The organism is Acidimicrobiales bacterium, assembly GCA_035316325.1.
Taxonomy (GTDB): domain Bacteria; phylum Actinomycetota; class Acidimicrobiia; order Acidimicrobiales; family VFJN01; genus DASXTK01.
This window is the reverse complement of sequence record DATHJB010000060.1, coordinates 1-20,037: the sequence shown is the minus strand read 5'-3', so window position 1 is coordinate 20,037 and position 20,037 is coordinate 1. Positions and strand designations below refer to the sequence as shown.

Below are 20,037 nucleotides of genomic sequence, written 5' to 3'. Positions count from 1 at the left end.
CTCCCATCGTTGCGCTCATGCCGCCGGCCGGTACTCGGTCCAGGAGCCCCGTCCTTTGCGGCTGATGATCATCACCGCAGCCACCGCGATCGCGCTGACCATCGTGAGCACGATCGCGAGAGCGGCGAGGGGTGCGTACGTCCCGTGGAGGAACTTGTCCATCAGCTCGAAGCCGACGACGCGGTTCTGGGTGCCGGCCAGGATGGCCGACGCGTTCAGCTCGCCCAGCATCCAGACGAACAGAAGGGCCCAGCCGGCCACCAGCCCGGGGAGCATGATGGGAAGGTGGATCCGGCGGAAGGTCCGTCCGCCTCCGGCGCCGCTGAGCGACGAGGCCTCCACGAGGTCCCGCCCGACCTGGGCCGCCGCGGCGTCGGCCGCGACCGAGGCCTGGGGCAGGAACAGCGCGAGGTAGGCGAGCAGCAGGATCCAGAAGCTCCCGGCAAGGTGGAACGGCGACCCGCTGAAGGCGAAGAGCATCCCGATGGCCACGACGAAGTGCGGGATCACGGCCGGGAGCTTGATGCTGCTGTCGAGCACGCGGCCGAACACCGACCTCGACCGCCGGAGGAAGATGGAGATGACGGCCGCCGCGACGATGCCGATCGTGGCGCCGAGCCCGCCGAGCCGGAGGCTGTTGACCAGCGCTCCCCTGGTGGCGATGTCGTCGAACAGGACGTTCCGGAACGCGTCGAGGTTGAGGTCGCCGAAGCTGAAGTCCTGTGTCCAGAAGCCCGTCAACGCGACGCGCAGCAGCGCGAGCAGCGGGAGCGCGACCGCCAGGAGGACGTAGCCGACCAGGACGAGGCGCCCCGCCCACTTCCAGCGGCCGAGGCGCACGATGTTCGTCCTCTGGCCCCGGCCGCCGACCGACGCGTGGTGACCACTCTTCAGCACCCGACCCTGCAGGTACCACGCCAGCCCGACGGCGACGAGCATGACGACGCTCAGCGCCACCGCCTCCGCCGTCTGCGCGGGGTAGGTGAAGGTCAGGAGCCGGACGATGCGGACGGACAGCACCTCGATGTCGGACTGCGTGCCGAGGATGACCGGTACCGAGAAGAGCGCGAACCCGAACCACACCGTCAGCAGGATCGCACCGCCGAGGCTCGGCTTCACGGCCGGGATCGTCACCCTCCAGAGGGTGCGCAGGCGGCCGCCACCACAGAGCCGCGACTGCTCCTCGAGCTGGGGGTCGAGGTTCCGCAGACCGGCCGACACCAGGAGGTAGGTGAACGGGATCATGTAGAGCGTGTACAGGGCGATGAAGCCCCACCACGAGTAGATGTCGAGCGGGCCGGTCGCGGCGTCTGAACCGGTGATGTCGCGTATGACGACGTTCACGAAGCCCGCGCCGGGTGAGAGCAGCAGCACCCAGCCGATCGTCCCGGCGATGGGTGGCAGCACGAAGGGCAGCATCGGGATGACGTCGGTGAGCGCGCCGAGCCGGGCATCGGTCCGTTCGCTCAGCCACGCCATCGCCGAACCGACGACGATCGCGAACACGCCGCTGACCGACACCACGACGGTGGTCTGGACGAGCATCCGGACGAGTCCGGGCTGCTGCCAGACGTCCGCCATCGGGCTGAGGTCGACCTCGCCGTCATCGACGAACAGCCGGATCAGCACCCGCGACAGCGGATAGAGCGCCAGCAGGGCGAAGCCGACCGCCGTCAGCGAGCTCACGGCCTGGAACGGGCTCGGCAGTCGGCTCCACACGCCGCGCGTCGTCGCGACGGGCGACGGTGCCGCAGTGTCGATCGAGGTCATCCGGCCGGTCAGGCGCCGAGCAGCGAGATGATCTCGTCACGCTGCTCGGCGGTCGTGTCGAGGGGCACCGCGACGTAGTCCTCGGGGACGTCGTCGCCGTAGACCGACAGGCCGCTGAGGCGGACCGCTTCCGCGGCCTCCTCGGAGAGCAGGAAGTCGGCGAAGAGGCGGGCGGCGTTGGGGTGCTGTGCCTCGTCCGATGCCGTGAGGACGATGCCCAGCTCGATGCCCGAGACGAGGTCCGGGATGACGTAGTCCACCGGGGCACCGGATGCCTTCAGCTCGTCGATGCGAGCCGGGCTCACCGGAGCGACCAGCGCATGCTCGCCCGCGCCCAGGGCCTGCACCGGCGGGCCACCACCCTCGTAGTAGACGGGGTCGTTGTCGGCGAAGTCGCTGAGGAGATCGTCGCCGAACTCGCTCCGCAGCAGGGACCACTCCTGCACGTAGGCGTCGGCGGCGCTGGGCGACGGGCTGGCGATCTCGCCCGCGTACTTCGGATCGGCGAGGTCCTCCCACGTGCTGGGGTAGTCGGCTTCGTCGAGGAGATCGGTGTTGTACCCGATGATCCACAGCTGCACCTGCACCGTGGCCGTGGTGCCGACGGGGAACCGGTCTGCGGGGTAGGTGCCCTCGGTGAGGACGGGCAGCTCCGCATCCTCGACCGGTTCGATCCAGCCCTCGCTGAGCGCCTTCTCGGTGAAGGCGGGTTCGTGGCCGATCGTCATGATGTCGGCCCCGATGGCGCCCGCCTCGGCCTCGCCCTGGAACCGCTCGATCAGCGGACCGCCGGGCTGGTTGAGGATCTCGACCTCGACCCCGTACTTCTCGGTGAACGCCGCAGCGATGTCCTCGCGACCGGCGGGCAGGGCCGTGTACCAGGTCACCGCGCCCTCGTCCTCGGCGGCGTCGATGACGTCCTGGAAGCCGGCGTCCTCCCCGCTGCCGCCGGTCTCGGGGGCCGCGGTGTCGTCGTCGTCACCGCAGGCCGCGAGGGTCGTGCCCAGCAGCATGAAGGCGACGAGCGCCCCCTTCGAGCCGGATCGACCGCGCGTTCGCTTGAGCACGTGCATACCCCCGTTGGCGGCGTGCAGCACAGTTGCCCGCCGAGTCGGTCTGTCCATCGACATCCATATATTGATTATTCAGTCCATTACTTGGTAGTCAGCATTGACCACCTGACGACGCGTGTCAAGGACTCGGTGTGGTCGGGGTCACGTCCGGCTCCTGTGCGTACCAGCAGGCGGCCAGGTGTTGCGAGCTCTGGACGGACAGGGGTGGAGCAGCCGTCGAGCACTCCTCGCGCGCGATCGGGCAGCGCGGATGGAAGCGGCATCCCGAGGGAGGATCCAGAGGGCTCGGTGGGTCGCCCCGAAGGACGATCCGGCCCCGCGCCGCGGCGCCGTTCGGCTGCGGGCTGGGCACCGCGGACAGGAGCGCCCGGGTGTAGGGGTGCTTCGGCGCGCCGCAGATCTCGTCGGCCGGGCCCACCTCGACGATCTGGCCCGCGTACATCACCGCCACGCGATGGGAGAGCGACCGGACGACCGCAAGGTCGTGGGTGATGAAGAGGTAGGAGACCCCGAGGCGCTCCTGGATCTCGAACATGAGCTTGAGCACCTGGGCCTGGATCGAGACGTCGAGAGCGGAGACCGCCTCGTCGGCGACGACGAGCTTCGGATCCACCGCGAGCGCCCGGGCGATGCCGATCCGTTGTCGCTGGCCCCCGCTGAGCTCCTGCGGCCGCCGGTCGGTCACACCGGACGGCATGGCGACCATCTCGAGCAGCTCGCCCACCCGGCGCTCCGCCGCCGCGCGGCTCTGCACCAGACCGTGCACCCAGAGCGGTTCGGCCACGATCTCGCCCACGGTCATCTTCGGGTTGAGCGACGTGTACGGATCCTGGAACACCATCTGGAAGTCGCGGCGACGGCGCCGCAGCTCGCGGCCGCTCGTGCGGGTGATGTCGGTGCCGTCGAGGAAGATCCGCCCCCGGGCCAGCGGCACCCGGCGCATGATCGCCCGAGCCAGGCTCGACTTGCCCGACCCGGTCTCGCCGACGAGGCCGAGCGTCTCGCCCCGGGCAAGCTCGAACGACACGTCGTCGACGGCCCGGACGATGCGCGGCCCACGGCGGGCGCGGCCCCGCAGCGGGAACTCCACCCGAAGCCCCTCGACCCGGAGGAGTGCGGCGTCCTCGACCGGAGCGGGGACGAGCCCGGGATCAACCATCGGGGCTCCAACAGGCGGCCGACCGCGCCCCGACCGCGACCATCGGGGGCAGCTCGACGGCGCACCGGTCGATCGCCCGGTCGCACTGGGGCTGGAACGGGCAGCCGGCCGCCACGACCGACGCGCCGTCCGGCACGGCCGAGGGGCTGCCGTCGAACTGGAACCGGGGCCCGTCGAGCCGCGGACTGCACGCGATCAACCGACGGGTGTACGGGTGTCGGGGCCGGCGCAGCACCTCGTCGACGGGGCCTTCCTCCATCACGCGACCGGCGTACATGACGACGACCGTGGAGCAGCTGGCAGCCACCACGCCCAGGTCGTGGGAGATCAGGAGGACCGCGAGGCCGAGCCGCTCCCGGAGCCCGTCGAGCAGCTCGAGGATCTGGGCCTGCGTGGTGACGTCGAGCGACGACGTCGGCTCGTCGGCGATCAGGAGCTCGGGCTCGGCCGCGATCGCCATGGCGACGACCACGCGCTGCGCCATGCCACCGGAGAACTCGTAGGGGTACTGCCTGGCTCGGTCCGACGGCGCCGGGATGCCGGTCAGCGCCAGCAGCTCGACCGCGCGCTCCGCCGCCGCCCGGCGCGACAGGCCCCGATGCTCCCGGAGGACCTCGGCGATCTGCCGTCCGACCGTCATCAGCGGATCGAGGGCGGCCACCGGGTCCTGGAACACCATCGCGATCCGCTTGCCGCGGAGCCCCTCGAGATCACGAGGAGCCAGCGCCGTGCCGTGCCAGCGGATGGTCCCCGCCTCGCGCCGGCCGGGGGGTGGGACCAGGTCGAGGAGCGCCATCGCAGTGACGCTCTTGCCCGAGCCCGACTCCCCCACCACCCCGACCGCCTCGCCCGCCCGGACCGTGAGGGACACGTCCTGCACGGCGGGGGTTGGGCCTTCCGGCGTGTGGAAGACCACCCGGAGGCCGTCGATCGCCAGGAGCGGCGCGCTCTCGTCCTCGGGCGACGAGGCGGGGGCGGGCTCGCTGGCACCCGCTCGCCCCTCGGCGTCCGGCGGCTCGACGAGCGCAGGCGCCGGTTCCGGGTGTAGGCGGGTGGACATCCAGTTCGCCAGCACGTGCAGGGCGAACACCGTCGCCGCCAGCCCGAGGCCGGGGAAGACGACGAGCCACCAGGCCGAGGACGCGTAGGCCTGGCCCTCGGCCACCATCAGGCCCCAGGACACGGCCGGCGGCTCGATGCCGAACCCGACGTAGGACAGGGCCGACTCGGCGAGCACGGCGTTGGCGAACTCGAGGGTGGCGACCGTGAGCACCGCGGGCATGAGCCCGGGGAGCAGGTGCCGGAAGACGATCCGCCGCGGGGAGCAGCCGACGGTCTCGGCCGCCTCGACGTAGGTCGTCTCCTGCAGCGAGAGGACCATGTTCCGCGCCAGCTTCGTGTACACCATCCAGCCCACGAGGCTCAGGACGAGGATGATCGCCAGCTTGCTGGGCCCGACGAGGCCGATCACCGCGAGCACGATGAGCAGGCCGGGGAAGGACAGCTCGGCGTCGACGATCCGCATCAGCACCGCGTCGCCCCAGCGCCGGTGCCGGCCGGCGAGCACACCCAGCCCCGTGCCGACGACACCGGCGAGGACCACGGTGCCGAGGCCGACCTCGAGGCTGACGCGCGCTCCCATGAGCAACCGGGCGAGGACGTCGCGGCCGAGCCCGTCGGTGCCCAGCGGAGCCGACCAGTCACCACCGAACAGGGCCGGCGGCTCGAGCTTCTCCGTGAGCCGCACCGTTCGGGCGTCGTCGGCGACGAACCAGGGGCCCACGACCGCCGCGACGGCGATCGTGACGAGCACGGCGGCCGCCACCACCGCCGACCTGGTCGGCGGGCGACGGTGCCCGGGTCGGCCCCAGCGGCGGCGCCGCGGCACCGAGGCACCGCCGGGGGCGGGGGTCGTGAGAGCCGCCATCGTCAGCGGGCCGCCGCCCGTGTCCGGGGGTCGACACGCTGCAGGCCCGCGTCGCCGAGTGCGTTGACGACCACCACGGTGACCGCGACCAGGAAGACGACCGCCTGGATGACGAAGACGTCGCCCCGCTGCAGTGCGGACACGGCCAGCTGCCCGACGCCCGGCCACCCGAACACCGTCTCGACGACGACCGTGCCGCTCGAGATGGCCCGGCTCACCTCCCAGGTGAGGATGCTCAGGATCGGCGCCGCGGCGTTGCGCAGCGCGTGGAAGACGACCGCGCGCCGGCGACTCATCCCCTTGGCCAGCACGGCGGTGATGTACCGCTCCTGCATCTGCTCGAGCACCGCCGCCCGCCCGACCTGGGCCAGCCGTCCGGCCGAGGGCAACGCCAGGGCGATCGCCGGGAGCACGAGGTGCTGCAGGTCACCGCCCCCGGATGTGGGGAGCCATCCGAGGTTCACGGAGAAGAGCAGGATGAGCAGGGCGCCGAGCCAGAACGAGGGCACGGCGATGCCGAACAGGGCGCCTGTGGTCGCGATCCGGTCCAGCCAGGAACCCGGCTTCAGCACCGCGATGACGACGGTCGGGACGGCGATCAGGACGGCCAGGCCGATGCTGGCGCCGACGAGCACCAGGGTCGCCGGCATCCGCTCGACCACGATGGTCCGGGCGTCGCCGCCCAGCCACACCGACCGTCCGAAGTCCAGGCGCACGAGGTCGCCCATGAAGTCGACGAACTGCGCCGGGATCGACCGGTCGAAGCCGTGGGCGGCCTGGGCTGCGTCGTACTGCTCCTGGCTGCTCCCGATCGGGACCAGCCGTGCGGTCGGATCGATCAGGAGCCGCGTGACGACGAAGACCACGACCGAGACCCCGAGCACGACGACGACGCCTCGCAGGAGCTGTCGGATGAGTCGGATCAGGTGGTCCTCCCTGGTCGAGCCGAGACGTGCCCTCGGCGGTGGTGGTCAGTCCGACAGGTCCATCGCGAAGAAGCGGAGCTCGGAGTCGGCCGGCGGATCGAACTCGAGCCGGTCGGACGTGCCCCAGATCGTCTGGGCGTTGAGCAGCCACACGAACGCCGCGTCGTCGCACGCCGCCTCGAGCGCCTCGTGGAGGAGCTCGATCCGGGCATCCGCGTCGGTGGAGGCCTTGATCTCCGCCGCGAGCGCGTCGATCTCGGGGTTGCTGTAGGCCCCGACGGGCGACTCCGTCGTCAGCCACTGGTCGATCGACTTGGAGGCGTCGAACAGGTCGTCCGAGGTCGGCGCGTACCAACCGGTCGGCCGTTCCGGCGTCTTGACGAGGCCCTCGGCCTGCTCACCCGCGCCCGGGTGCATCTCGATCTCGGTCTTCAGCCCGACGGCGTCCCAGTAGGACGCGACCGTCTCGGCCATCTCCCGGCCCTTCGGCCAGGACTGGGCCGAGGCCAGGCGCACCGTCTCACCGGTGGCACCGGCCTCCTCGATGAGCTCCTCGGCCCGGTCCGGGTCGTAGGGGTAGGGCTCGAGGTCGGGGTCGTACCCGACGGATCCGGGCGACACGATCTGGCAGTTCGACACCGTCGCGAACCCCCCGAAGAGCTCGTCGGCGAGCGCCTCCTTGTCGATCGCGAGGTTCAGCGCCTCCCGCACCCGGTGGTCCGTGGCGACGCCGTTGAGCGCGTCGAGCGAGATGAAGGGGTTCTCGCCGCCCTCGGTGGCGGGGGCGTTGGGCAGGTCCCCGGCGATGTCGGGGGTGACGGCGGTGATCAGGTCGACCTCGCCGGCGCGCAAAGCGGACGCCCGGGTGGTCGGGTCCTCGACGAACCGGACGGTGACCTCGCCGATCGCCGGCTCGCCGCCCCAGTAGTCGGGGTTGGCGGCGAGGACCAGCTCGGTCGGTCCCTGCGAGGCCAGCGTGTAGGGCCCGGTGCCGACCGGTTCGCGGGCGAAGTCGGGCTGCTGGGAGTACTCGGGCGGCAGGACGAAGAGCCGGGTGGCACGGGACGGGAGCACCGGGTCGTAGGCCTCGGTCGTGATGTCGACCGTCAGCGGGTCGACCACGGTGGCGCCGGTGATGCCGCCGACGACCTCGACGAGGTAGCTGTCCGAGGCCGGGTCGACGATGCGGTCCACGGAGTACTTCACCGCGGCGGCGTCGAGCGGCTCGCCGTTGGTGAACTCGACCCCCTCGCGGAGCGTGAACCGCCACGTCGTGTCGTCGACGAGCTCCGGGAGCTCCGTCGCCAGCTGCGGGACGATCTCGCCGCTCGCGTCCCGGCTGAGCAGGGTCTCGTAGACGTTGTACCAGACCACCCGGGAGCCCACGGTCTGCGGCGACTGGTTGATCTGGTGCGGATCGAGGTCCCCGGGCGTGCTGTCGACGGCCACCGCCATCGCGTTCACCGACCCGGCGGACGAGCCTCCGCCACCGGTGCCCCCGTCGTCGCCACCGCATGCGACCAGACCGAGCAGCAGCGCAGCTGCGCCGAGCCCCCTCGCCGCCGTCCGGACACGCCCATGATGGTTGGCCACGCCTTCCCCCTTGTCCTCCGCCTCTCCCCCACTAACCATGTAATGGTAGTGCTGTACCAGAACATGGCTGCAAGACCTTGTCTACCATGACCGCCCGGGTATGGCAACGGTCACACCTGGCGGGTGCGGAGCTCCGCCGTGGCCGCGTCCTCGACGGCGGTGCCCGTGAAGACGTCCGGGTTCATCTGCCCGTGCAGCTCCACGACGTTGGCGAACGTGAACCGCCGGAAGTCGGCCTCGTCGAGCAGCCCGTGCTCGACGAGCTCCCACGCCTCTTCCAGGACCTCCGCCATGTCGAGCACGTCGAAGTGGGAGATGTCCGAGCCGAAGATCGGCTTGAGCTCGGCGCCCATCCGCCGGTCGAACGCCAGGGCGGTCATCGGGTCGTCCGCCTCGCAGCCGAAGTAGAAGTTGTCCGCGAAGCGCGCCTGGAGCTCGGCGCCGGTACTGACCTCCGCCGCCGCGAAGTCGTCGATCGCCCCCTCCCGCGCCGCGAGCTCCTCGAGCGACGTCCCCGGGTACACGGGGTCGAGGCTCGCCATGACCTCCGCCTCGCGGTCGCGGAGCCGTTCGCCGCCGTACCGTCGGATCAGGCGGCGCATCTCGTCCTGGTCGATGTTGGTCGGCCGCAGGTGGTCGAGCATCGGCTGCCGGGACCGCTTCTCCCAGTGCCCGACGAGGTCGGCGCAGAGGATGCGTGCCCAGCCGACGCCCCCTTCGAGGAACCCGAAGTTGAGATCGGGGAACCGCCGGGTGACACCGCCCAGCACGAGCGACCGGGCGAACAGGTGGTGCGCCTGGGCGAAGTGACCGACGTGGTTCGCGACGAAGTTGGCGCTCGACCGTCGATCCGGCCAGCCCATCGTCCCCCGGTGGGTGGTGACGGCGACGCCGAGCTCGACGCAGCGGCGCCAGAGCGCGTCGTAGTCGTGGTCGCTCTCGAGCGCCAGGGGATCGACGAACTGCCCGGCAGATCCGTCCGCCGGGCCGTCCGCCGGGACGGGCCTCGTGACGTAGCCACCGAGCACGACGGCCTTCAGGCCCAGCTCCTCGACGGCGAAGTCGAGCTCCTCGACCGCCTCGTCGGGGGTGTTCGTGGGGATGACGCCGACCGGGGCGAACTGCGACGAGTACGCCCGGAACGAGTCGGCCGCCATGGCGTTGAGAGCGCGGACGAAGGCCCGCCGCAGGCCGGGCTCCTCGACGGTGAGACCGAGGTTCCCCATCGACGGGTAGACGAAGGCGAAGTCGAGGCCGAACTCCTCCAGGCGCTCGGCGAGGAGCTCCGGCATCATGGAGGTCGCCCGGTCCCGCGCGTTGGCGGGGAAGCTCCACCACGTCGGACGGGTGTGCCGGGCGCGTCGCCGAGCTTCGGGGGTCATGGCGTACCAGGCCCCGTGGCGACGGCTGCGGAGCGCGTCGAAGTCCTCCACCGCCCGGCTCCCTCCCACCTCACGGAGGTGGTCGTAGAACACGGGCATGGCCTCCATCCAATGACCGTCGGCGTCGACGACCGGATGCCCGAGGTTCGCCCGCACCGCGCGGGAGCCCATGGCGACGTGCGCGCTCATCCGCGGAGCGCGGCGGCGTGCGAGGCGACGTCCCGCGTGTCGAAGTCGCGGTACGAGCGCAGCACGGTGCCCGGGAGATCGCCGGTCGCCTCGTTGTCGTGCACGACCTCCGTTCCGTTGACGAAGACGTGCTCGATGCCGATCGACTCGCGGTAGAGGCGCGACGCCCCCGCCGGGAGGTCGTCGCGGGTGTGGATGGGCCCCGATGCGATCCTCGCCGGATCGAACACGGCGAGGTCGGCGTGGTAGCCCTCGGCGATCCGGCCCCGTCCGCGGATGCCGTAGAACCGGGCGGGCGCGTCGGTGAGGAGCTGCACCGCCTCCTCGAGCGGCAGCAGGCCCCGCTCGCGGACGCCCTCGCCCAGCAGCGCGGTGGTGTAGGACGCACCGCACATGAGGTCGAGGTGGGCGCCGGCGTCGGACCCGCCGAGCACCGTGCGCGGATCGCGCCACACCTGCGCCCGCAGCCGCCACGTCTCGTCGTCGTCGCCGCGCCGGGGCAGGACGAAGTAGGTGCGGAGGTCGTCGGCCAGCGCGATGTCCAGCATCGTGTCGAACGGCGACGAGCCCCGCTGCTGCGCCACCTGGCCGACGGTCCGACCGACGAGCCCCTCGTTGGCGGCGCTGAACGTCTCGCCGACGGCCAGCCGGCCCCAGCCCGCCATCAGGCCCAGCACCCCCGAGAGCGGGGAGGCGTCGTCGACCGCGCGCTCCAGGTGGCGGCGACGGTCCGGATCGGAGAGCGCCTCGATGCGCTGGGGAACGGGAAGCCGCATGGTGTCGAGCCAGCCGGGGAGGTTGTCGAGCACCAGCGGGCCCGAGAACGTGACCCGGAAGTTCAGGGGCTCCGGGTTGGTGAGGGCGTAGACCGCCGCGCCACTGGTCCCGGCCTCCGTCGACGGCGCCAGGCAGCGCTCGGCGATGCCGAAGTCCGGCTCGTCCAGGCGCAGCAGGTTCCAGTTCAGCGACCGGTCCGCCGCCCGCGACATGGCGATCATGGCCTCGATCTGCGGCCGCTCGAAGGTCGCGCTCAGGCCCGGCACGAACTCCACCACCGTGCCCGGACGCGACCGGAGCACCCCCGCCAGGGTGACCAGCTCGTCGAGTGCGGCGGCCCGCGACGGCACCGGCAGGCTGTCGCCGTCGGAGTGCGCCGGGTTCCAGGACGACGAGAAGCCGAGGGCGCCGGCGTCGACCGATTCCGCCAGCAGCGAGGCCATCCGGGCGATCTCGGCCTCCGTCGCCGCCCGCTCGCCCGCAGCGTCGGCCATCACGAGGCGCCGCAGCGTCGAGTGCCCGGCGAGGAACCCGACGTTCAGCGCGGTCCTGCCCTCGATCCCGTCGAGCCACGCGCCGAACGACGACCAGTCCAGCCGCACCCCTGCCTGGAGGGCGGCCAGCGGCATCCCCTCGACGGCCGCGAGCATCTTGACCAGGTAGTCGGCCTGGGCCTCGGCCATCGGCGCCAACGTGAACCCGCAGTTCCCACCGATCAGGGTTGTGGTGCCGTGCGCGCTCGACGGGCTGAGCAGCGGGTCCCACTGGATCTGGGCGTCGTAGTGGGTGTGGATGTCGACGAAGCCCGGGGCGACGACCAGCTCCGTCGCGTCGACCACCTGCCGGGCGTCCTCCCGGGGGCCCCCGACCGACACCACGAGCCCGTCGCGCACCCCGACGTCGTCGACGTGCCCGGGCGACCCCGACCCGTCGACGACGAGGCCACCGCGTAGAACGAGATCAAGCATGCTCGCCTTTCCCCCCGTCATATAATGACTAGCAACGCCATAGAATGACCTAGGGATTGTCCCGAACGACGGTCAGGTTGTCAATGGCCTCGCCATGGCCTCCCGGAGCTCGCGCTTGAGGACCTTGCCGGTCTCGTTCCGGGGCAGCGCATCGACGAGCTCGATCCGTCGGGGACGCTTGTAGTCGGCGAGCTCGCCGGCGCAGTGCCGGAGCAGCTCGTCGGTGGTGACCGCGGTGTCGGCGACGACGACGGCCACCGGCACCTCGCCCCAGCGCGCGTCGGGCACACCGACGACGGCGACCTCGCGCACGGCGCCGTGCTGGCCCAGCACGCGCTCGATCTCCGCCGGGTAGACGTTGAACCCGCCCGAGATGATCACGTCCTGGTGGCGGCCGAGGAGGTAGAGGTAGCCGCCGGCGTCCTGCATCCCGACGTCGCCCGTCGAGAGCCACCCGTCGACCGCCGCGCCCGCCGTCTCCTCGGGCAGGTGCCAGTAGCCGGTCATCGACTTCGTCGACCGGACCTGGATCTCGCCCGCCGCGTCGGGCCCGAGCGGCTCGCCCGCGGGGCCGACGACGCGGAACCGCACGCCGGGGACGGGCCGGCCGACCGACTGGAGGCGCCGCCGCTGCGCCGGGTCGACCGCGAACCGCCGGTGCTCGTCGGGCGACAGCGACGCCAGCGCGGGACAGCCCTCCGTCAGCCCGTACCCCTGGAGCAGCCCGCAGGGCAGCCGGTCGAGCGCGTCGAGGATCAGCTCCTCCGAGGCGGGCGCGGCGCCGTAGACGACGAAGCGGAGGCTGGAGAGGTCCGCGCCCGGCAGCGCCGGGGAGTCGACGAGGTCGCGCAGCATCGTCGGGACGACGATCGTCGACGTGACGCGGTGGCGACGCACGGCCTCGAAGAACAGCTCGGGCGTGAACCGCTCAAGGATGGCGTGGGTCAGGCCGTCCACCGCCAGGCTGAAGATCCGGGTGCCGGCAGCCGCATGGGTCAGCGGCGTCGTGGTCAGGAAGACGTCGTCGTGGGTGAGCTGCTGCGACAGCTGGATGGTCAGGCCGTTCTGGATCAGCGCGCGCTGGGTGAGCAGCGCTCCCTTCGGGCGGCCCGTCGTCCCCGACGTGTACAGCTGGAGGACCGGGTCGCCCGGATCCTCCTGCTCGACCGGCTCCCGGTCGGGCCCCTGGTCGCGGTAGCCGGCGTAGTCCGCACCGCGGGTGGCCACGATCGGGACGTCGCCGAAGCCGTCCGTGGACGGGTGGCCGCGCTCGACGAACGCCAGGCGCAGCTCGGCGTCCTTGACCAGGTAGGCGACCTCGGCCGACGTGAGCCGCGGGCTGATCGGCACCAGGACGCTCCCGAGCAGTGCCGCCGCGAAGGCCACCTCGCCGATCTCGGGCCCGTTGCCCTGGAGCACGCCGACCCGGTCGCCGCGCCCGATGCCGTCGTGCGCCATCCGGCCCGCCAGCCGGAAGACCCGCTCGGCGAGGCCGCGCCACGTGACCACCTCGTCGCCGCACACCACCGCCGGCTCCGCGCCGTAGCAGTCGACGTTGCGCAGCAGCACGTCGCGGAGCCGGAGCTCGGCGAGCACGCCGCCGCGCTCCCCCGGAAGCACGCGCCTCAGCTCGCCGGGTCGGTCGGGTACACGAGCTCGATCGCAAGCCCACCCAGGCCGGCCGTCTCCAGTGTCGACTGGATGATCGAGCTCATGAGGGGCTTCGGCACCAGGCAGTCCTCGCACGCGTCGGGACGCGCGTCGATCGTGAGCTGGACCGAGCCCGGGTCGGGCTGGTCGACCGTCAGCCCGTAGCCGTCGGCGTCGAGCATCGACTCGATGGTGCCGAGCGCCGTTCGGAGGTCCGGCGAGACCTCCGCGGTGTGGTTCTCCGTCGTCATCGCCTTCAACCTCCTGCTCGGACGTCCAGTTCGAACGCGTTGATCACGCCCGCGAGGAGGGCGTAGTAGCCGACGAGCGTGCAGAGCTCGACGATCTGGGCCGTGGACAGCAGCTCGTCGACAGACGCGAAGGTCGGCGCGGCGACGACCCGCTCCGCCAGCAGCTCCTGGCAGAAGGCGACGACGGCGGCCTCGTCCGGCGGGGCGACGTCCCCGTTGCCGACGAGTGCTCCTTGGCCCCCGGTCGCCGCCACGGTCGCGTCGGCGACGCCGGCGGCGCGGGCCAGGGGCAGATGGCTGCGGTACTCGAAGTCGCACCGGACGACGTGCGCGGTGGCCAGGATCGCGGTCTCCCGCAGGCGGTCGTCCAGGCTGCCGTGGAAGCGGAGGTGCTCGCCCAGGTCGCCGACGAGGTTGCACAGCTGCGGCGCACGCACCAGGGCCTCGAACGGCAGCGCCACCGAGCCGCGACTCGCCACCAGCCGCTGGCGCGCCTCGTCGACCTCTCGTCCTCCATCGTCGGAACCCAGGCGAGGCCCCATCGCCGTCCCCTCGGTCAATCGACCGGCGCCAGGGCGGGCGAGAGGTCCAGCTGGTAGAGCCGGGCCGCGGTCTCGTAGAAGACCTTGCGGGCAACGTCGTCCGAGCTGCCGCGCAGTGCCGTCTCCGCCATCTCCCGCGGGTTCCCCGCCGCCGACGCCGGCCCCGGCGACAGGCTCGTCGGGTGCGGGAAGTCGGTCTCGAACATGATGTTGTCCGGCAACGCCTCCACGACCCGGCGCATGGCCTCCCCTTCGAACCAGAAGCTGCCGTAGACCTGGCGCCGCATGTAGAAGCTCGGCAGCTCGAGGTCGGGGCGGTCGCGGAGCCCGCCATAGCTCTTCCAGTGCCAGTCGAGGGACTCGAGGAGGTACAGGAGCCATCCGGCACCGCTCTCCACCGACACGAAGTTGAGCCGCGGGAAGCGGGCGCACAGGCCCTTGCACACGACGTCGGCGATGGCGCGGGCGTTGCCGAGCATCGCCACGCTGGTGATCCGCGCGTGGTCGTCGCCCGACGCCTCCGTGCGCTCCTTCAGGTCGGCTTCGCTGAGGTCGGAGAACCCGATGTGGAAGTTCACCGAGAGCTCGTGTTCCTGGATGGCGGCGAGCAGGCGGTCCCAGTGCGGGTCCCAGATCGGGGGGAGGCCGACCTTGCTGAAGTCGGCCGCGAAGAGCACGCCCTTGTGGCCGAGCTCCACCGCCCGCTGCAGCTCCCGCTCGGAGGCCTCGAGGTCCCAGAACGGCAGCATCATGATCGGGACCAGCCGGTTGCGGTCACGGTCGGCGAACTCGGCCAGGAAGTCGTTGTAGGCGGAGACGCAGTCGAGCGCGAGTTGCGGGTCCGGGAGGGCGATGAACGCCGGCGTCGAGAACGCGATGACGTTGGGGTACAGCACCTGGGCGTAGAGGCCGTACTCGTCGAGCCGATCGAGGCGGGCGGCCGGGTCCCACGACGCCGGGTCGGCTTCGTCGAGCGTCGGCGGGTGCGACGGCGGGTAGTCCGACCAGCCGGCCATCGAGAACTTCGCCTCGCTCGTGAGGAGGCTGTCCCCGACCCGCCACTTCCGCTCGCCGCTCGGTTCGTGCATCTCGAGGTGGGGCACGTCGTCGCCCCACTTGCTGCTCACCCGCGACGTCCACAGGTCGGGCGGCTCGGTGACGTGCGAGTCGCAGTCGACCAACGGCATGCTGGCGAAGTTGTCTGGCATCAGGTCTCCCCTGCGGCGGGTGGGCGATCGAGCTCGAGTGTCAACATCAACGAGGCGCGCGACTTGCCGTGGGTGTCCATCCAGATGGACCGGGTGACACCACCACCGAGCGCGCCCTGCATCACGAAGTTCAGGGCGCTGATCCCGGGCATCTCGTACCGGGTGACCTCGCCGCGGACGAGCTCCCCGAAGTGGCCGCGCACGCGATCGGCGGTCAGGTGCTCGACCAGGAACGGGTAGGCCCCCGGATCGTGCGGCACCACGACGACGTTGCTCACGTCGCCCTTGTCGCCGGCGCGGGCGCAGGCGATCTCCCTCAGGAACATCAGGACTCCTCCGGACGGTGCGTCACAGCGTGACGAGGCTGAACGACGGCGCGACGAGCTCGCGGTCGACGTACGCGCTGTAGGTCGAGACGATCTGGGCGATGCGGGTGCGATGGGCCGCGGCGGCGCCCGCCGGTCCGAAGAGGAGCAGGTACTCCACCTCATGGGCGAGGGCCTCCGCGGCGCGGCGCTCGGTGCAACGACCCGCGGCCCGGACGTGGACCTCGTACGGGGGGTGGTCGGCCGAGACGAGGGAACGGTCGCCGTGGAGCGCGTCGACGCCCAGCAGGTCGACACGCCACTCCTCGATGTCGTAGGTCGCCGCCAGCCCTGCCAGGCGGTGCTCGAGGATCCCCTTGGCGCCTTCGGCCCGCTCGAGCGCACCGAGGCCACCGAACGACACGGTGTTCTCGCCGATGAAGCCCTCCGCCACACCGATCACGACCTTGAGCTGACCGGGACGAGGCGCACCTGCCGCCCCGCGGAGCAGCACGCCACCGTCGTCCTGGTCGATCGCCTCGACGTGCGAGAAGTCGGCCACGACGTCCGGCGTCGGATGGTGGGCGGGGTCGTGGATCTCGTAGCCGAGCTGCAGCTTGCAGGTCATCGAGTTGAGGGCGCCGCCCGAGCCCGGCAGCTTCCGCAGCACCGCGGAGCCGTCGGCCGCCACGTCGGCCAGCGGCAGGCTCGGCCGGGTGAAGTCCTCCACGACGTTGTAGGGCGGGTCGGCGAAGTTGCCGCCGGTCACGTAGGTGCCGCACTCGAGGAGGTGGGCGATGCACGATCCCGCGGCGAGCTCGTCCCAGTCCTCGTTCGACCAGCCGAACTCGTGGGCCAGCGGCCCGAGGAAGAGGGAGGCGTCGGCGATCCGACCGCCGATCACGACGTCGGCACCCTCGCCGAGAGCCTCCGCCACGGGTTCGTAGCCGAGGTAGGCGTTGGCGGAGACCACCGCGTGGGCGAAGTCGGAGACCCGCCCACCGGTCTCGGCGATCTCGGAGTCCGCCTGCTTCACGTGGTCGAGGACGTCGTCGCCGGCGATCACCGCGAGCTTCGTGCCGGTCAGCCCATACTCGGCGGCGTGCTCCTGGAGGAACGACATCGCGCCCTCCGGGTCGGCAGCCCCGAGGTTGGCGATGACCGAGACGCCCCGCTCGCGAGCGAGGGGCAGCAGCTGCGCACCGATCTCGGCGAGACGGGGGTCGTAGCCCGGCCCGCTGCCGGAGGTCCGGCGCAGGTGGGCGAGCGCCAGCGACCGCTCGGCCAGGCAGTCGAGGGCGAGGTAGCGGACGTCGCCGTCGCGCACCATGTCGACCCCCAGGGAGATGCGGTCGATCGCGCCCGCGCTGCCGCATCCGATGCGCACCGACTCCGGTCGTCCGGTCACCGTTCTGTCCGACATCGATGCCTTTCGGGTCTCGGATCCGTGCACTCCATATAGTGATCGTATAAACCACTAACTGGAGTAGATCCATAGTCCGCTCCGGATGACGACTTTGTCAAGGGTTGCGAAGCCGCGATCCAGCCGGCACCGGCCTCACGGTCGCCACCAGTGCAGCAACCGGGCCCGGGTGACCTCCGCGAGCGCCACCCCGGCGAGACCGAGGAGGCTCAGGATGATCGTCACCGCGAACGTGAGCGACGCCGCACCGGTCTGCATCGAGATGAGCAGCATCCGGCCGAGGCCGCGGGCGCCGATCAGCACCTCGGCCGTCACGACCGAGATCACGGCGAACGTGACCGACAGCGGGAGCGACGCGAAGGTCCACGCCACGGCGTAGGGCAGGCGGACGCGGCCCAGCACCTGGAGGCGGGAGGCTCCCAGCAGCCGCGCGTTCTGCAGCACCTCGGCCTGCACGCTCGATCCGCCCTCGTAGGCGTTGAAGAACGCGACGAAGAAGACCACCGCGAACGACACCGCGGCGGTCCCCCGGAGGGACGGCCCGAACGCGATGATGAACACGGGCACCAGCGCGATCCGCGGGACGGCGTTCATCGCGATGAGGAACGGGCGGAAGACCCGGTTGGCGAGGCGGCTCTCGGCGAGCACGAGGCCGATGACCAGGCCGGCGACGATGCCCGTGCCCAGGCCGATGATCGAGGCCCACACCGTCGGCCACATGAACGACCACATCTCGCCGCCACCGCTGTCGTTGCCGACGAACTGGTAGTAGAGCTCGTCCCACACCTTCGTCGGCGAGCTCACGTAGATCGGGTCGACGAACCGGAACCGGTCGCTCAGGGACTCGATCTGGGGCAGGAACTGCCAGCCCGCCAGGAACACCACGACCAGGACGAGCTGCAGCGAGCGGACGAGCAGGATCCGATCGTCGCCGGCGCCGTCGTCGTGGCGGGCGGCGGCCCGTCGCGAGCGCTCAGATCGCCGCATCGTCCGCACCTCGCTCCGGGGTGGCGGCCCGCGGCCGGACCTCGAGCTGGACGCTCAGCTCCCGCCACAGCGTCGCGTACAGGTCCAGGAAGTCGCGCTGCTGGCGCAGCGCGAGGAGGTCGCGCCGGTCGCCGAACGGGACCTCGTGGTGCGACGCCACCGTCGCCGGCCGCCGTGTCAGGATCACCACCTCGTCGGACAGCGACGCCGCCTCGGCGAGGTCGTGGGTCACCAGGACGGTCGTGATCCCGTACCGCCGGGTGATGTCGAACACGTCCTGGTGGATCGCCAGCCTCGTCGGCTCGTCGAGCGACGAGAACGGCTCGTCGAGGAGCAGGACCCGCGGCAGCGGCGCCACCGCCACGAGGAACGCCAGGCGGCGGCGCATCCCCCCGGACAGCTCGTAGGGGAAGGCACCGGCGAACTCCGTCAGGCCACCGAGCTCGAGGAGCGACGCGACCCACTCCTTCGTCTCGGCGCTACGGCTGCGGCGGTGGAGCTTCGCGTGGAACCCCACCTGCGCCTCGACGGTCAGCCACGGGAGCAGTGTGTCCTTCTGGAACACCATGGCGACCTCGTGCCGGCTCCCTCTCGGGTCGAGCTGGCGGGCCACCCGCCCGGACGTCGGCTGCATCAGGCCGGCCAGGATGGCGAGCAGGGTCGACTTCCCGCAGCCGCTCGGCCCGGCGACGGCGATGGTCCTCCCCACGTTCACGGTGAGGTCCAGCGAGCGGAGCGCCTCCGTGCCGGTCCTGTAGACGTAGGACACGTCGCGCAGAGCGAGCTGGACGTCGCCCTCTCGCGGCCCGGTCGAGTCCTGCGGGTCGCTCCGCTGCCCCTCGCCGTTCGTCCCGTTCGTCCCGTTCGTCTCGACCGTCCCGGTCGCCTCGGTCGCCTCGGTCGCCTCGGTCGCCTCGGTGCGCCTCCCGAGGCGGCTACGCGCCATCGGTGGCCTCGTCGTAGTAGCTCATGTCGACGAGGTTGTCGTAGGACCACCGCTCGTCGTCGGGGTCGACGAAGTCGAGGCCCTGCGACGCGAAGACGTCGAGCGCGTCGGCCCACTGGTCGTCGGCGATGTCGCCGCCGCTCGGCACGTAGAAGGGCAGGTTCGCCTCGACCTGCCCGACGATCGCGGCCTCGTCGAGCACCTGGAACGCCTCCCGCTCCCGGAGCAGCCCGGCGATCTCCGCAGCCGGCGCCTGGGACATGGTGTCCGTGTAGGCACGGTGGAACGCCCGCAGGAAGCGGACGATCGCCTCCCGCTCCCCGTCGAGGTGCTCCGCGATCCCGAAGAGCCCCGCCTCCGGGAACGTCGAGGGGATGAACGACGGCCGCTGGTCCTCCTCGCGGGTGTCCACGAGCACGTTGACGCGGTCCTCGTCGATGAGCCGGGCGAAGCCGAAGAAGTCGCCGACGCCGCAGGAGATCTGCCCGCCGTCGAGGGCCGCGGCGATGGTCGCCGTGTCCTGGAGCGGCACGATGTCCGGGTCGATCCCCGCCTCGTCCGCGTAGTTGACCGCCCACCCGTAGGCGGCGCTGCCGGGCCCGAGGGCGCCGATGGTCTCGCAGTCGGCCACGTCGGTGATGTCGGGGCGGGCGGCGAGGAACGCCCCGGCTCCACCCCCGAGGGTGTTGTACACGATCGAGCAGTCGGCGCCCTGGTTCTCGATCGTGAGGCAGAGGCCCGTGCCGATGAAGGCGAGGTCGACGCTCTCCGACAGCAGGGAGGAGACGATGTTGCCCCCTCCGACGGCCTGGATGTTCACCTCGAGGTTCTCGTCCTCGTAGTAGCCCTTCTCGTCCGCGACGTAGAGCTGCGCGAACGCCGGCAGGTCGCTCGGCACGGCGACGTCGATCGTGGCGGGCTCCACCCCCGGGTCACCGGCCTCGGTGCCTTCGTCGTCGGC

Annotated in this window: 17 protein-coding genes; all 17 read right to left on the bottom strand. The window is 71.6% G+C overall.

The window, feature by feature from the left end:
• Positions 1–15 precede the first annotated feature (15 nt).
• Positions 16–1,719, bottom strand: coding sequence for an iron ABC transporter permease (locus tag VK611_08360; GenBank protein ID HMG41328.1), 1,704 nt, complete (start codon positions 1,717–1,719; stop codon positions 16–18).
• 59 nt (positions 1,720–1,778) lie between these two features.
• Positions 1,779–2,837, bottom strand: a complete 1,059-nt coding sequence (locus VK611_08355) for an extracellular solute-binding protein (protein ID HMG41327.1) — start codon at positions 2,835–2,837, stop codon at positions 1,779–1,781.
• A 124-nt stretch (positions 2,838–2,961) separates the two neighbouring features.
• On the bottom strand, positions 2,962–4,002 hold the full coding sequence (locus tag VK611_08350; protein ID HMG41326.1) for an ABC transporter ATP-binding protein: 1,041 nt from the start codon (positions 4,000–4,002) through the stop codon (positions 2,962–2,964).
• Positions 3,995–5,929, bottom strand: coding sequence for a dipeptide/oligopeptide/nickel ABC transporter permease/ATP-binding protein (locus tag VK611_08345; GenBank protein HMG41325.1), 1,935 nt, complete (start codon positions 5,927–5,929; stop codon positions 3,995–3,997). The genes VK611_08350 and VK611_08345 overlap by 8 nt, the downstream gene beginning before the upstream one ends.
• A gap of 2 nt (positions 5,930–5,931) precedes the next feature.
• Positions 5,932–6,813 carry an ABC transporter permease gene (locus VK611_08340; GenBank protein ID HMG41324.1) on the bottom strand — a complete coding sequence of 294 codons (882 nt, stop codon included), beginning with the start codon at positions 6,811–6,813 and terminating at the stop codon, positions 5,932–5,934.
• A gap of 87 nt (positions 6,814–6,900) precedes the next feature.
• Positions 6,901–8,448 (bottom strand): ABC transporter substrate-binding protein, encoded by a 1,548-nt coding sequence (locus tag VK611_08335; GenBank protein ID HMG41323.1) that lies wholly within the window; start codon positions 8,446–8,448, stop codon positions 6,901–6,903.
• 110 nt (positions 8,449–8,558) lie between these two features.
• Positions 8,559–10,019 carry an amidohydrolase family protein gene (locus tag VK611_08330; GenBank protein HMG41322.1) on the bottom strand — a complete coding sequence of 487 codons (1,461 nt, stop codon included), beginning with the start codon at positions 10,017–10,019 and terminating at the stop codon, positions 8,559–8,561.
• Positions 10,016–11,764, bottom strand: coding sequence for an amidohydrolase family protein (locus tag VK611_08325; protein HMG41321.1), 1,749 nt, complete (start codon positions 11,762–11,764; stop codon positions 10,016–10,018). Before VK611_08325 ends, VK611_08330 begins: the two co-directional genes overlap by 4 nt.
• Positions 11,765–11,836: 72 nt before the next feature.
• A complete protein-coding gene (locus VK611_08320) occupies positions 11,837–13,384 on the bottom strand; it encodes an AMP-binding protein (protein ID HMG41320.1) in 1,548 nt (515 codons plus the stop codon).
• A gap of 5 nt (positions 13,385–13,389) precedes the next feature.
• Positions 13,390–13,665 (bottom strand): hypothetical protein, encoded by a 276-nt coding sequence (locus tag VK611_08315; GenBank protein HMG41319.1) that lies wholly within the window; start codon positions 13,663–13,665, stop codon positions 13,390–13,392.
• A 5-nt stretch (positions 13,666–13,670) separates the two neighbouring features.
• Positions 13,671–14,207, bottom strand: coding sequence for a carboxymuconolactone decarboxylase family protein (locus VK611_08310; GenBank protein ID HMG41318.1), 537 nt, complete (start codon positions 14,205–14,207; stop codon positions 13,671–13,673).
• A gap of 14 nt (positions 14,208–14,221) precedes the next feature.
• Positions 14,222–15,415, bottom strand: coding sequence for an amidohydrolase family protein (locus tag VK611_08305; protein HMG41317.1), 1,194 nt, complete (start codon positions 15,413–15,415; stop codon positions 14,222–14,224).
• A complete protein-coding gene (locus tag VK611_08300; protein HMG41316.1) occupies positions 15,415–15,741 on the bottom strand; it encodes a hypothetical protein in 327 nt (108 codons plus the stop codon). The genes VK611_08305 and VK611_08300 overlap by 1 nt, the downstream gene beginning before the upstream one ends.
• A gap of 22 nt (positions 15,742–15,763) precedes the next feature.
• Complete coding sequence (locus tag VK611_08295) at positions 15,764–17,128, bottom strand: acyclic terpene utilization AtuA family protein (GenBank protein HMG41315.1); 1,365 nt, start codon at positions 17,126–17,128, stop codon at positions 15,764–15,766.
• A 150-nt stretch (positions 17,129–17,278) separates the two neighbouring features.
• Positions 17,279–18,130 (bottom strand): ABC transporter permease subunit, encoded by an 852-nt coding sequence (locus VK611_08290; protein ID HMG41314.1) that lies wholly within the window; start codon positions 18,128–18,130, stop codon positions 17,279–17,281.
• On the bottom strand, positions 18,117–19,076 hold the full coding sequence (locus VK611_08285) for an ATP-binding cassette domain-containing protein (GenBank protein HMG41313.1): 960 nt from the start codon (positions 19,074–19,076) through the stop codon (positions 18,117–18,119). The genes VK611_08290 and VK611_08285 overlap by 14 nt, the downstream gene beginning before the upstream one ends.
• On the bottom strand, positions 19,066–20,037 hold a 972-nt coding region (locus tag VK611_08280; GenBank protein HMG41312.1), incomplete at its 5' end, for an ABC transporter substrate-binding protein. The genes VK611_08285 and VK611_08280, both read right to left, overlap by 11 nt.